The organism is Streptomyces sp. B6B3, from assembly GCF_039871525.1.
Taxonomy (GTDB): Bacteria; Actinomycetota; Actinomycetes; order Streptomycetales; family Streptomycetaceae; genus Streptomyces.
Genome location: NZ_JBDPLU010000001.1, coordinates 69692 through 82949 on the forward strand (window position 1 = coordinate 69692; position 13258 = coordinate 82949).

The 13258-nt window shown below is 73.7% G+C and carries 10 protein-coding genes; 8 read left to right on the forward strand and 2 right to left on the reverse strand.

Translation table 11 applies throughout. The annotated features are described in order from the left end of the window. Nucleotides 1-252 precede the first annotated feature (252 nt). The 4 genes from ABGB06_RS00265 to ABGB06_RS00280 all read left to right on the forward strand — a co-directional run bounded on the left by ABGB06_RS00265 (nt 253) and on the right by ABGB06_RS00280 (nt 5816). The gene (locus tag ABGB06_RS00265) at nt 253-2082 is read left to right on the forward strand and encodes an MFS transporter (protein ID WP_347584480.1); all 1830 of its coding nucleotides are present in this window, start codon (nt 253-255) and stop codon (nt 2080-2082) included. Nucleotides 2083-2122: 40 nt separating this feature from the next. Continuing rightward, nucleotides 2123-3946 carry a DEAD/DEAH box helicase gene (locus ABGB06_RS00270; RefSeq protein WP_347584482.1) on the forward strand — a complete coding sequence of 608 codons (1824 nt, stop codon included), beginning with the start codon at nt 2123-2125 and terminating at the stop codon, nt 3944-3946. Nucleotides 3947-4201: 255 nt separating this feature from the next. Then, nucleotides 4202-4846 carry a helix-turn-helix domain-containing protein gene (locus tag ABGB06_RS00275; protein WP_347584483.1) on the forward strand — a complete coding sequence of 215 codons (645 nt, stop codon included), beginning with the start codon at nt 4202-4204 and terminating at the stop codon, nt 4844-4846. Nucleotides 4847-5051: 205 nt separating this feature from the next. Beyond that, nucleotides 5052-5816, forward strand: a complete 765-nt coding sequence (locus ABGB06_RS00280) for a hypothetical protein (RefSeq protein ID WP_347585379.1) — start codon at nt 5052-5054, stop codon at nt 5814-5816. Nucleotides 5817-6123: 307 nt separating this feature from the next. Here the strand turns inward: ABGB06_RS00280 and ABGB06_RS00285 are convergent, their stop codons facing one another. After that, a complete protein-coding gene (locus tag ABGB06_RS00285; protein ID WP_347584485.1) occupies nt 6124-6561 on the reverse strand; it encodes an SsgA family sporulation/cell division regulator in 438 nt (145 codons plus the stop codon). A gap of 276 nt (nt 6562-6837) precedes the next feature. On the opposite strand from ABGB06_RS00285, the gene ABGB06_RS00290 reads away from it, so the two are divergent. Beyond that, nucleotides 6838-8676, forward strand: coding sequence for an RDD family protein (locus tag ABGB06_RS00290; protein ID WP_347584487.1), 1839 nt, complete (start codon nt 6838-6840; stop codon nt 8674-8676). Nucleotides 8677-8798: 122 nt separating this feature from the next. After that, a complete protein-coding gene (locus ABGB06_RS00295) occupies nt 8799-9461 on the forward strand; it encodes an RDD family protein (RefSeq protein WP_347584489.1) in 663 nt (220 codons plus the stop codon). A 55-nt stretch (nt 9462-9516) separates the two neighbouring features. Here the strand turns inward: ABGB06_RS00295 and ABGB06_RS00300 are convergent, their stop codons facing one another. Beyond that, a complete protein-coding gene (locus tag ABGB06_RS00300) occupies nt 9517-9864 on the reverse strand; it encodes a hypothetical protein (RefSeq protein WP_347584491.1) in 348 nt (115 codons plus the stop codon). Between the two features lie 307 nt (nt 9865-10171). Between ABGB06_RS00300 and ABGB06_RS00305 the strand changes: the two genes are divergently transcribed. Further along, the gene (locus tag ABGB06_RS00305) at nt 10172-12502 is read left to right on the forward strand and encodes an immune inhibitor A domain-containing protein (protein WP_347584493.1); all 2331 of its coding nucleotides are present in this window, start codon (nt 10172-10174) and stop codon (nt 12500-12502) included. Nucleotides 12503-12700: 198 nt separating this feature from the next. Continuing rightward, entirely contained in the window at nt 12701-13069 is a 369-nt protein-coding gene (locus ABGB06_RS00310; protein ID WP_347584495.1) for a hypothetical protein, read from the forward strand. Nucleotides 13070-13258 lie beyond the last annotated feature (189 nt).

Here is a 13258-nt window from a genome sequence, read left to right on the forward strand (position 1 = left end):
TACTGCGCGGCTGTGCGGCATCAGCCGTACCGCGCGGCTCATGAGGGGAGTCCGTGCCGCGCTGGTCCCTTCAGCACGGGCCGTTCGGTGGTAGCCGTGTCGCGTGCCGTGGGGAGTCCGCGGCGTCTTCGTCCGTTCCGGCCGTGGCCGGCGGTGCCGCGAGCGCCCGGCGTCGGTCCTAGGACTTAGGGCGGGTCAGATCACGTCCCCCGGCCATGGGCATGGCGGAGTTGACTCCTTACGGTGTTCCCCATGGGTTCTGCCGATGTTGACGCCACGAACACGACGCCGGTCGCCGTCGCTCCCGAGTCCGCGAGCTCGACGGCCGGTGTGCTGAGCCGTCCGTACCGGGCGCTCACCCTCGGCTGCGTCAGCACGGTGCTGCTCATCGCCTTCGAGGCGATGGCGATCGGCACGGCCATGCCCGCCGCCGCCGAGGCGCTGGACGGCGTCTCGCTCTACGCCTTCGCGTTCTCCGCCTTCTTCACCACGAGCCTGCTGGGCATGGCCGTCTCCGGCCAGTGGTGCGACCGTTCGGGGCCGCTCGGGCCCGTGGTGGCCGGCATCGTGACGTTCTCCGGCGGCCTGCTGGTGACCGGCACGGCCCAGACCATGTGGCTCTTCGTGGCCGGGCGCGCGCTGCAGGGCGCCGCCGGCGGGCTGGTCATCGTCGCGCTCTACGTGACCGTGCGGCACGCCTACCCGGAACGCCTGCGCCCCGCGGCGCTGGCCGCGTTCTCCGCGGCGTGGGTGGTGCCGTCCATGATCGGTCCGGTGATCTCCGGCACGATCACCGAACAACTCGGCTGGCGTTGGGTCTTCCTCGGCATGACGGTGCTCGTGGTGCTGCCGCTGCTGGTGATGCTTCCCGCACTGCGCCGTCACTCGGGCCTGGCGGCCGGCGCACCGGTCGAGGTGCCCCCTTCGGACGCCGGGGTGGGCCCGGGAGGGAGCGCCGGCGCCCCGGCGCGCGGCCCGGCCGGTGCGCCGGGGGTGGATCCCGAGGAGGGCGCCGTCCCGGGCCCCGAGACCACGGGCGCGGTCGCGGGGGTCGCGGCGGGCGTGGCGGCGGGACCGACGCCGGGCCCGGGTGGCGCCGCGGCAGGCGACTCCTCGGCCAGGCCCGGGGACGAGCACGCACCTGGACCGGAGGATGCCCTGGCCGGGAAGCGCGGGGCGGCGGGCGCGGTCGCTCGCCCCGGGGACGAACCGGACGGGTCAGCCGGGAAGGCCCCTGCGGGCCCGGCGGAAAGCCGGACCGCGTTCGACTGGCGTCGGCTGCGGTTGGCCGTCGCCGTGGCCCTCGGGGGCGGGCTGCTCCAGTACGGCGGGCAGGACCTGCGCTGGCTCTCGCTGCTGCCCGTCGCCGCCGGCCTGGCGCTGCTGGTGCCGTCCGCGCTCCGGCTGCTGCCGCGCGGCACGTTCCGCGCCGCCCGCGGGCTGCCGTCGGTGATCATGCTGCGCGGCCTGGTCTCCGCCGCCTGGATGACGACGCAGAGCTTCGTGCCGCTGATGCTCGTCGTCCGCCGCGATCTGACGCCGACCCAGGCCGGCCTCGCCCTGGTGGCCTCCGGCATGACCTGGGCGCTGGCGGCGCAGATCACCTCCCGGCAGCGGTTCGAGCGCTATCGGCTGCCGCTGGTCAGGGTCGGCACGGTGCTGATCGTGCTGGCCGTGGCCGTCACGCCCGCCGTGCTGGCGGAGGCGGTGCCGGTGTGGACCTCGGCCCTGGTGCTGGCGGTCGGCGCGTTCGGCATGGGGCTCGTGGTCTCGTCCGTCGCGGTGTTGACGCTGCGGCTGTCGACGCCCGCGGAGGCGGGCGGCAACGTCGCCTCGCTCCAGGTGTGCGACAGCCTGTCGAACGTGGTGATGCTCACCACCGTCGGCACGGTCTTCGCCGCCCTCGGCGGCGACCCCGCGGCCGCCGCCGAGCACCTGGGATCCGACGCCGCCGCGGCGGTCGGCGCCGGCGCGTTCGTCGCGGTGTACGCGATGGCGGCGGTCGCGGCGCTGCTCTCGCTCGTGGTGTCCTGGCGGCTGCGCGACGGCTCCGGGACGAACCGGTCCGAGTCGCCCGGGTAGGCTCGCGGAGTTGCTGCCGCCCGCGATCCCCACGGAGACCGTGACTACCACCGCCTCTTCCTCCGCCTCCTCGTCCGCCGGTTCCGCGTCCCACTCGCACCACCTCTCCCCGGCCTTCCCCGGGCGTGCCCCCTGGGGCACCGCCAGCGCGCTGCGGGCCTGGCAGCAGGCGGCGATGGACGCGTATCTGGAGCACCAGCCCCGGGACTTCCTGGCGGTGGCCACGCCCGGGGCGGGCAAGACGACGTTCGCGCTCACCCTGGCCTCCTGGCTTCTGCACCACCACGTCGTGCAGCAGGTCACCGTGGTCGCGCCCACCGAGCACCTCAAGCACCAGTGGGCGGAGGCCGGCGCCCGGATAGGGATCAGGCTGGACCCGGCATACAGCTCGGGGCCCCTGGGCCGCGACTACCACGGCGTCGCCGTCACCTACGCGGGCGTCGGCGTCCGGCCGATGCTGCACCGCAACCGCTGCGAACAGCGCAAGACGCTGGTCATCCTGGACGAGATCCACCACGCGGGAGACTCGCGCTCCTGGGGCGAGGCGTGCCTGGAGGCGTTCGAACCGGCCACCCGGCGGCTGGCGTTGACCGGCACGCCGTTCCGCTCCGACACCAATCCCATCCCGTTCGTCGCCTACGCGGAGGGCACCGACGGCATCCGCCGGTCCGCCGCCGACTACACGTACGGCTACGGCAACGCGCTCAGGGACGGCGTGGTCCGCCCGGTCATCTTCCTCTCCTACAGCGGCAGCATGCGCTGGCGCACCCGGGCCGGCGACGAGATGGCCGCGCGGCTCGGCGAGCCGATGACCAAGGACGCCGTCTCCCAGGCCTGGCGCACCGCGCTGGACCCGGGCGGCGAGTGGATCCCCGCGGTGCTCGGCGCGGCCGACCGGCGGCTCACGGAGGTGCGGCGCGGCATCCCCGACGCGGGCGGTCTGGTCATCGCCAGCGACCAGGACTCGGCGCGCGCCTACGCGAAGTTGATCAGGGAGATCACCGGGGAGCCGGCCACCGTGGTGCTCTCCGACGACGGCGGCGGTTCGGCGCGCATCGACGAGTTCCGGCACTCGGACGGCCGTTGGCTCGTCGCGGTGCGGATGGTGTCCGAGGGCGTGGACGTGCCCCGGCTCGCGGTCGGGGTGTACGCCACGACGATCGCCACGCCGCTCTTCTTCGCCCAGGCGGTGGGCCGGTTCGTGCGGTCCCGACGGCGCGGCGAGACGGCCTCGGTTTTCCTGCCCACCATCCCCTCGCTGCTCGGCTTCGCGCACGAGCTGGAGCTGGAGCGCGACCACGTCCTGGACAAGCCGCGCAAGGACGCTGAGGAGGACCCGTACGCCGAGGAGGAGGCGCTGCTGCGCGAGGCGGAGCGGCAGCAGGACGAGCCGGACGGCGACGACGACCAACTGCCCTTCGAGGCGCTGGAGTCCGATGCCGTGTTCGACCGGGTGATGTACGACGGCGCCGAGTTCGGCATGCAGGCCCATCCGGGCAGCCAGGAGGAGCAGGACTACCTGGGCATTCCGGGGCTGCTGGAGCCCGACCAGGTCGCGATCCTGCTGCACAAGCGGCAGGCGCGACAGATCGCGCACAGCCGGCGGAAGCCGGACGAGGAGGCCGACCTGCCCGAGGTGCCCGCCGAGCGGCGGCCCGTGGTGACCCACCAGGAGCTGCTGGAGCTGCGGCGGGAACTGCACACGTTGGTCGGCGCGTACGCGCACCAGACCGGCAAGCCGCATCGGGCGATCCACACCGAGCTGCGCCGCAGCTGCGGCGGTCCGGCGACCGCGCAGGCCACGGCGGGGCAGCTGCGCCAGCGGCTGGCCACGCTGCGGGAGTGGGCCACCCGGATGCGGTGAGGCGGGCGCCGGAAGCGGGCGCCCGATGCCCGGTTTCGGGCACGGGTTTTGTAACGTATTGGACACCAACGCCCGTAGACTCGCGGATAAGCGCCCGGATTCTGGACCATCCCTTCCGCTGAGCGGTGCCGATGGGTAGTTTCCCGTCACTCGCCTGCCTGAAGGAGGCACCCGTGACCGCGGAGACCCCTCCTGTGACCGCGACGACGTCGCCTGCCCGCCGCCCCCGTCAATGCGACAGGTGGTGAGGCATTCATGACCGCCGAGACCTCCCAGACGCTGGACCGGGGCCTGCGGGTCCTCAAGCTGCTCGCCGCCACCGACCACGGCCTGACCGTGACCGAGCTGTCCAAGCAGCTGGGCGTCAACCGAACCGTCGTCTACCGACTGCTGGCCACGCTGGAGCTGCACTCCCTGGTGCGCCGGGACGGCAACGGCCGCGCCCGGGTGGGGGTCGGCGTGCTCGGGCTGGGGCGGCAGGTGCACCCGCTGGTGCGCGAGGCGGCGTTGCCCGCGCTGCGTTCGCTCGCCGACGACGTCGGGGCCACCGCCCATCTCACCGTCGTGGACGGCAGCGACGCCCTGGCGGTGGCCGTGGTCGAGCCCAGCTGGACGGACTACCACGTCGCGTACCGGGCGGGCTTCCGGCATCCCCTGGATCGCGGGGCGGCCGGCCGGGCGATCCTCGCCGGGCGCTGTCCCGACATCCACGACGAGGACGGCTACGTGCTGACCCACGGCGAACTGGAGGCCGGGGCGAGCGGGGCCGCGGCGCCGCTGCCGCGGGACTGCGGGATAGAGGGCAGCGTCGGCGTGGTGATGCTCAGCGAGGCGGTGCCGCCGGACGTCGGCAAACGGGTGCTGCGCGCGGCCCTGGAGATCGCCACGGTCCTCCGCTAGCCGCCAGCTGTGTTGCCTCGCGGCGTCGTTCACGCGGCTGTGCTGTCCGGGTTCGGCCCGTGCCCGGGTGTCGGTGTGGGTGGCGGGGCTGGTCAGCGGGTGCGTTAGATTCGCTGCCATGCCCGCCGCGCCCTCCGCCTCGCGCTCGTCCGAACCACCCGCCACGTCGGAGGGGTCCGCCGCCTCGTCGGCGCGGCGCCCGCCGTTGCCGCTCGCGCTCTGCGCGGTGGTGTTCGCCGGGCTGCTGGCCGTCGCGCTGCTGGCGCCGCTGCCGTTCTCGGTCACCTATCCGGGCAGCACGGCCAACGTGCTCGGGGAGAGCGACGGCGAGCCGGTGATCAGCATCACCGGCGCCCCGGTCCGGGACCCGGAGGGCGAGCTGCGGATGACCACCATCTCCGCCACCTCGCCGGACACCGTGGTGCGGCTGACGGACGTGATCAGCGGCTACTTCGCCGACGACCGGGCCGTCATGCCCCGCGAGGCGGTCTACCCGGTGGGCGACTCGACCGAGGAGATCAGGGAGTACAACCGGGGCCAGATGCGGGAGTCGCAGGACTCCGCGGTCACCGCCGCGCTGTCCTACCTCGGGCTCGACGCCGGCGTCGTCGAGGTCCAGCTGAACTCCGGGGACGTCGGCGGCCCCAGCGCCGGGCTGCTGTTCTCGCTCGGCATCGTCGAACTGCTCGACGGTGACGGCGACGGCGGCGACCTCACCGGCGGTCAGGTCATCGCCGGCACCGGCACCATCGCCTCGGACGGCACCGTGGGCGCCGTCGGCGGCGTGCCGTTGAAGACCCAGGCGGCCGAACGGGACGGCGCGACGGTGTTCCTGGTGCCGCGGGGCGAATGCGCGGAGGCGTCCGCCACCGCGCCGGACGGGCTGCGGCTGATGCCGGTCAGCACCCTGCGCGGTGCCGTCGAGGACCTGCGCGCCCTGGCCGACGGCGAGTCCGTGCCGTCCTGCTGAGCTCCCCGGCGGCAGAACGGGACCGCCCCCGCGAGTGCAGGTCGCGGGGGCGGCTTGTGGGGGGTGGTGTCTTACTCCTGCCCGCCACTGGTCGGTTCACGCTCGATGGCTTTATATCGATCTGAGGGCGTCTCGAAGTCCCTCGTCGTTCGCCCGGCGTTGCGCCCCGTGTCGCTCGCCGGACATGTTCGCCCCGGACGTGACCCGTGTTCCCATCGCTTCGTCCCCGCGGTACGCCACCGTCCCGCTCTTCCCTCCCGCCCATCCCGTCGCGTCCGTCCTACCCGTCCCGCCCGCCCGCGTCGTGCTAGGACGCGCCGGGCTCGTCGCGGGGGCGGTGGGCGAGGAGCGCGAACAACTCGTCCTCCGCGTCCATGCGGTCGCCCTCGGAGCCCGGCGGCACCGCCCGCAGGGTGCGCTCCAGCCAGGCCGAGACGGCGATGGCGGGCGCCTGCACCAGCGCCTCCCCGTCCGGTGACCGGAGCGCCAGACAGATGATGTTGCGCCCGTAGGTCTTGGCGGGCCAGATCCGCACGTCGCCCTGGCCGCACGGCCGGAAGACGCCTTCGATCAGTAGTTCGCGGGCGAAGGTCCAGTGCACCGGGACCTCGGAGCCGATGTGGAAGACGACGTGCACGGCGTAGGGGTCGTCCGAGCGATAGACCAGCTGCGCGGGCACCGGAACGCTGTGGTCCGGCGAGAGCACCAGATCGATTTCGAGCTCCCGCTCGATGGTGGTAGGCATGTCAGGCTCCTCGTCGCTCCTGGGATCGTGCTGTGCGTGCTTCAGGGGCCGCACAGGGAGAGAGGGGGCCGGCCGCGATCCATTACGCGGGTCCCGAAGAATTTCCAGGAGTTTTCTCCGAGCTGGGTTGCGCGGGCTCGGCTGCCGGGGACGGGCCCGCGTTGGCTAAGGTCCTTCTCGGCCGGACTGGGGGGAACGCGCGCCCGCTCGGCGACTACCATGCATAGCCCGGCCAGAGATCGACGACCGCACGGACGAGGAGAGTCGGCACCGCTCATGAGCTCCCCACCCGCAGGAAACGCCAGCGGCGCTCCGGGGCCCGACTGGTATCCGGACCCGTCCATTCCCGGCTACATCCGGTACTGGAACGGCACCTCCTGGGTGCCGGGCAGCAGCCGCCCCGAGCCTCGGGACGGCGAACCCCGCCCCACTCCTCCCGCGGGCCCCGACGTTCCCGGAGGAGCCCCCGCGCAGGGCGCGGTGGCGGGGGCGGCGGCGACGCCCGAACTGCCGAGCGCCCACGGCGGGAGCGAACCGGTCGCGGACCAGGGAGACGCGGCGGAGCCGGACGCGGAGCGCGGCTCCGCGCTCCCCGAGCTGCGCCGGCGCGGCGACGTGTCGCCCGCACAGCCCGAGCCGGCGCCCGCCTGGAGCGCCGAGGCCGGGCAGCGGCAGGGCGGCGCCGACCAGCGGGTCACCTGGGGCTCGGACGAGGACGTCAGCACCTCGCCGGTCGCCGCGGCGGGCCGGGTGGACCCGCGCGGTCAGTTCCAGCGCACGCCGGCCGAGGGCGCGCGGACCAGCTCCCCGCGGGAGCCCAGGACGCCGAGCGTCCCGGAGCCCAGGGAGCCGGAACCGGCCCAGGACCCCACCCGCGCTCCGTCCGCCGACGAGCAGCGGGCCGAGGATCAGCCGGCGCGGCCGAAGCCTGAGGACCGCCGGGACCGGGCCCCGGAGCCCGACGCGCGGGAGCAGACCGTCGGCCTGCGGCTGGCCGACATCCAGGGCGCGGCGCCCTGGCGGCAGCAGGTGCACGATCTGGCCCAGCCGCAGCAGCAGTCACCGCCGCAGGAGCAGGGCGCGGCGGCGGTCGCGCCGCCCGCGCTGAAGCCGCCGGCGCGGCAGGCGCCGCCCGGCCAGCCGCAGCAGCAACCGCCCCAGCAGACCCCCCAGCAGACCCCGCAGCAGGCTCCACAGCAGCAACCCCCGCGGCAGCAGCCTCCGCAGGGCCCGCCGCCCCAGCGGCAGCAGCCGGGACCGGCGGCTCCGCCGCCCGGCGTTCCCGGGCAGCAGGGTCCGCAGCCGGCCGGCCCGGGTGCGTACGGCTATCCTCCGCCGGGCCCTGGCGGCCCGGGCGGTGGCCCCATGGCCGGGCCGCCCCCGGTCGGTCAGGGAGGCTACGGCTATCCCCAGTCCGGGCCGCCCCCGGCCGGTCAGGGCGCGCCTCCCGGTCCGTCAGGCCCCGGGGGAGGCTACGGCTACCCCCACTCCGCGTCGCCGCAGTCCGCGCCGCCGGAGCCGCAGCCACAGCCGCTGCGCTCCGCGGCCGACTCGCCCTTCGTCCAGCCGGACATGCTCACGGCCCAGATCACCCCGCGGCGCGGCGACCCGGCGTTCGCCGATGTCGGCAACGTCTATCCGGCGGCGCTCGGCCGGCGGCTGCTGGCCCGGATCCTCGACTCGCTGCTGCCGATCGGCGGCGCGCTGCTGGTCGGTTGGCCGTTCATCGACAAGGCCAGGGACCACATCCAGCAGCAGATCGACGCCGCCGAACACGCGGGCGTCACCCGCGACATCTGGCTGATCGACGGCACCACCGGCGGGTACCTGGCGATGGTGCTCGGGGTCTTCCTCGGCGTCGGGCTGCTGCTGGAGGCGCTGCCCACCGCGATCTGGGGGCGTTCCCTCGGCAAGGCGGCCCTCCGGCTGCGGGTGCTGGACGTCGAGCGGCAGAGCGGTCCCTCGTTCGGCGCCGCGCTGCTGCGCTGGCTGGTGTACAGCGTGCTCGGAGTGCTGGTGATCGGCGTCGTCAACGTGCTGTGGTGCCTGCGTGACCGCCCCTGGCGGCAGTGCTGGCACGACAAGGCGGCGGGCACCTTCGTCGCCGCCGGCTGATCCCGCCCCCCGGGCCCGGCGGGCCCGGGGTGGGGAAGCCGATGCCCCGGTTGGCGCAGTGTCATAGCCCGAACGCGCGGCGACGGATGCGTCACGCCCCTCGGCGTTGTGGACTTGCCGCCATGAGCAACGACCAGCCGCCGCCCCGGCCGGGCGGACAGCCGGATGAGCCCCCGCGCGCGGCGGGGGAGGGCGGGGAGCGCCCGGACGGCCCGGGACTGCCCAGCGCGCCGCCGCCCGGCGACGACTCGGCACGCTACGACGCGCCGTACGGCAGCAACCCGTACGGCGGCGCGGAGGGTGCGGTGGATCCGCTGGCCGGGATGCCGCCGCTGGCCGCGCTCGGCCGGCGGCTGGTCGCCAGGATCATCGACGCGCTGATCATCGGCATCCCGGTGACCCTGATCCTCTGGGGCCTCATGGGCGACTGGGAGGTGGGCACGGGCGAGAGCTCCGACGGCGGCTCGTACGTGCAGCAGGCCATCGTGCTGCTCGTCTACTTCGTCTACGACGGCTGGATGCTCAGCTCCCGGGGCCAGACGCTGGGCAAGATGGCGATGCGGATCCGGGTGGCGATGCTCGACAACGGCACCGTGCCGCACGGCAACCCCGCCTGGTTCCGGGCCGGCGTCTACTCGCTGCCGCAGCTGGTGCCCTGCATCGGCTTCCTGTTCTGGCTGCTGAACGTGCTGTTCTGCACCTGGGACCGGCCCTACCGGCAGTGCATCCACGACAAGGCGGCCAAGACCGTCGTGGTCTCGGCCGCCCAGGTCCTGTCCGACTGACAGCGCCGGTCGGGCGAGGACTCGTCAGACGGGGCCCAGTCCTGGGCTCCGGTCGCTACCGGCCGCGCAGCGCGACCTCCGGCGAGGACGTGGTGGCCCGCGATGCCTGGGCGGACACGGAGGCGGGCTCCCGGTAGTCCTGCGGATCGCGCGCGGCGCCGGGCGCCGGCCCCGGTTCGTGCGCCCGGTCGTGGGCGGGGGCGCGGACCCCGGCCGCCGGTTGGCCGGCGGCGCGTCCGGACGCGAAGACGACGGCGACGACGACGCCCAGCAGCAGCGCGACGACCGCGACGAGCCAGACGGCGAGCGTCGAGCCGGTGGGGACGAGGAAGAGCAGGAGGAGGGTGCTGGAGATGACGGTGGCCGAACCGTAGGCAATCTGCACGGGGGTCGGATGCGGCATGGCGGTTTCCGTCCTCGAAGGGGCAGGCGGAACCCGGGTTCCGCACGGAGGGTGTCCCAAACGGTCCTACGGGCCTCGATGCCCGTGACGGTGAAATGGTAAGCGTCCCCTTACCTGGGCCGCGGGAGCACGGGGGGCGCACGGGTTCATGCCTGCGACCGGAGGCCACTGACGGGTCGTTACACCGATCACTTGAGTCAAGGACTGTCTTTTTCTGTCTCACTCATGTCAAATGCCTCCCGTCACGACACCGCGTTCCCAAGGGAGGATGACGCAGGTGACCCAACGAGGCAGAGCCAGAAAACCGATGATCGCCACCGCGGCCACCGCGGTCGCCGCCCTCGGGGCGGCGACCCTGATGCCGCTGGGCGGGGCGCAGGCCCAACCCCCCGTCGGCGCGGCGGACCCCGGCCAGCTCGAACAGCGCTACGCCGCCGAGCCGGAGCTGGAGAACCCGCTCGCGGAGAAGCGCGAGGCGCAGCGCCAGCAGGCGTACCAGGAGCTCCTCAGCGGCGAGGCCGACGCCCGCACGCTGGGCGGCTCCGAGGTGGTGCGGCTCAGCGACGGCGAGTTCGTCGAGACGGCCACCACGGGCACGGACAAGATCTTCACGATCCTGGCCGAGTTCGGCGAGGAGGTCGACCCGGAGTTCGGCGGCGACCCGGGGCCCCTGCACAACCAGATCGCCGAGCCGGACCGCGAGAACGACAACACGACGATCTGGCAGGCGGACTTCGACCGGCAGTACTACGAGGACATCTACTACGCGAAGGACCCGGAGACCCCGTCGGTCAAGCAGTACTTCGAGAGCCAGTCCTCGGGCCGCTACACCGTCGACGGCCAGGTCAGCGACTGGGTCCGGGTGGACTACAACGAGGCCAGGTACGGCAACAACGCCTGCGGCTCCAACGTCTGCCGGTCCGTCTGGGATTTGGTCGCCGAGGGCGTCAACACCTGGTACGAGGACCAGCTGGCCGCCGGGCTGACCGCCGAGGAGATCCGCTCGCTGCTGTCCGAGTACGACCTCCAGGACCGGTACGACTACGACGGCGACGGCGACTTCAACGAGCCGGACGGCTACCTCGACCACTTCCAGATCGTGCACGCCGGCGAGGACGAGTCGGCCGGCGGCGGCGCGCAGGGCGAGGACGCCATCTGGGCGCACCGCTGGTACGCCTTCGTCGACGACGTCGGCCTCACCGGTCCCGAGAACAACCCGGTGGGCGGCACCCAGATCGCCGACACCGGCCTCTGGGTCGGCGACTACACCATGCAGCCGGAGAACGGCGGCGTCGGCGTCTTCGCCCACGAGTTCGCGCACGACCTGGGCCTGCCCGACCTCTACGACACGGCCGGCGGCGAGAACGGCACCGGTTTCTGGTCGGCCATGTCCTCCGGTTCCTGGCTCAGCCGGGGCGAGGGCGTGATCGGCTCGCTGCCGAACGACATGGGGCCGTGGGAGAAGCTCCAGCTGGGCTGGCTGGACTACGACCAGGCCGCGGCCGCCACCGAGTCCACGCACCGGCTCGGCGCCTCCGCCCTGGAGTACCCCGAGGGCGAGCCCGGCGGGGCCAGCCAGGGCCTGGTGGTGGAGCTGCCGGAGAAGACGGTCACCACCGAGATCAACCCGCCGGCCCAGGGCGAGTCCCAGTGGTGGAGCGGGATGGGCGACGACCTCGGCAACACGCTGACCCGCGAGGTCGACCTGACGGGCGCCACCTCCGCCTCGTTGGACCTGACCGGCTGGTGGAGCATCGAGGAGGACTACGACTACCTCTACGCCGAGGCGTCCACCGACGGCACCACCTGGACCCCGCTGGACGGCACCGCCGACGGCGAGCCGATCCCGCGGGACGGCGCCGACCGGCCGGCGTTGACCGGCGAGTCCGGCGGGCAGGCCGCGCTGTCGTTCCCGCTCGACGCGTACGCGGGCGAGCCGGTCCAGCTGCGGTTCCGCTACCAGACCGACGGGTCGATGTCGCTGACCGGCTTCACCGCCGACGAGATCACCGTCAGCGCCGACGGCGAGCCGGTGTTCACGGACGACGCCGAGTCCGGCGAGGGCGACTGGACGGTGGAGGGCTTCAGCACGGTGGGCGCGTCGGTCACCGACGACTACCCGCAGTTCTACGTGGTGGAGAACCGCCAGTACGTGGGCTTCGACGCCACGCTGGAGACCGGTCCGTACAACTTCGGCTGGCTCACCGACCGGCCCGACTGGGTCGAGCACTTCCCGTACCAGAACGGCCTGCTGGTGTGGCTGTGGGACACCTCGCAGACCGACAACAACACCAGCACCCACCCGGGCGCCGGCCTGATCCTGCCGGTGGACGCGCATCCGGAGGCGGACACCTGGTCGGACGACTCGGTGATGCGGAACCGGATCCAGACCCGGGACGCGACGTTCAGCACCTACCCGGTGGAGGCGGTCACGCTGCACAACGAGGGCGAGTCGACGCGGCTGCCGGCCGCGCCCGGCGAGACCGTCTTCGACGACCGCGCGGGCACGTACTGGAGCGAGGACAACCCCGAGAACAGTGTCCAGGTGCCCGACACGGGGACCAGCATCACCATCGTGACCGAGCCGCGCGATCCGGAGCGGCCGATGACCGTGCGGGTCGGCGCCAGCGCGGAGTGACCCATCCGGTCGTGACCGGTCGGGTGCCGATGGATTTCTGACCGATATGGTCACCGTCGGTCATCGTCGGGCCTCCGATCGGTGACGTGACGTGGTTCCGGCCGCCGCCTCTCGACGGGCGGCGGCCGGGCGGGTCACTATGGCGGGGTTCGCCCGACCCGAGCGATCCGAGCGACCCGAGGAAGGACTCCGCGTTCCATGGCCGACCACACGGCCGCCCTCCCCCTGCCCGCCGGAGGCGGTGGGGGCTTCGTGCGGCTGCTCGACGGCAGCGTCGTCGTCGCCCTCTGCCTGCCCCGACCCGCCGGGGTCGGGCACGTCCGGGTGCTGGTGCACGCCGCGAACCGGCCGCGGGCGCTCACCCGGCTGCGCAACCTCGGCCTGCGCCAGGTCTACCTGCGCGGGAACGCGGCGCCGCCCACGCACGACGAGATATCGGCCGTGCTGCACCACCCCGAGGGCGCGGTCTGGCGCACCACGCCCGGCCACCCCGCGGAGGGCTGGCACCCGATGTGCCGCCTCCTCCACCCCGAGGCCCACGCCCACCAGCACCCGCACGCCGCGTAGCGCTTGCCGCGCGGACGAGGCGGGCACCAGGGTGGGTGACGCCCGTGGCGGTAAGCCTTCGTGCCGTGCTGCTACGTGACGACCAAGGGGTCGCCGGTGAGGGTGACGCCCGCGGCGGTGAGCCCCTTCGTGGGTACGGAAGGCGCGGGGAGGGGCTACGCGACGACCACGGGGTCGCCGGTGAGGGTG

Coding starts and splice junctions, on each gene's coding strand:
- ABGB06_RS00265 (WP_347584480.1), top strand. CDS start 253: ATGGGTTCTGCCGATGTTGACGCCACGAACACGACGCCGGTCGCCGTC.
- ABGB06_RS00275 (WP_347584483.1), top strand. CDS start 4,202: ATGACCGCCGAGACCTCCCAGACGCTGGACCGGGGCCTGCGGGTCCTC.
- ABGB06_RS00285 (WP_347584485.1), bottom strand. CDS start 6,561: ATGCCTACCACCATCGAGCGGGAGCTCGAAATCGATCTGGTGCTCTCG.
- ABGB06_RS00290 (WP_347584487.1), top strand. CDS start 6,838: ATGAGCTCCCCACCCGCAGGAAACGCCAGCGGCGCTCCGGGGCCCGAC.
- ABGB06_RS00295 (WP_347584489.1), top strand. CDS start 8,799: ATGAGCAACGACCAGCCGCCGCCCCGGCCGGGCGGACAGCCGGATGAG.
- ABGB06_RS00300 (WP_347584491.1), bottom strand. CDS start 9,864: ATGCCGCATCCGACCCCCGTGCAGATTGCCTACGGTTCGGCCACCGTC.
- ABGB06_RS00305 (WP_347584493.1), top strand. CDS start 10,172: ATGATCGCCACCGCGGCCACCGCGGTCGCCGCCCTCGGGGCGGCGACC.
- ABGB06_RS00310 (WP_347584495.1), top strand. CDS start 12,701: ATGGCCGACCACACGGCCGCCCTCCCCCTGCCCGCCGGAGGCGGTGGG.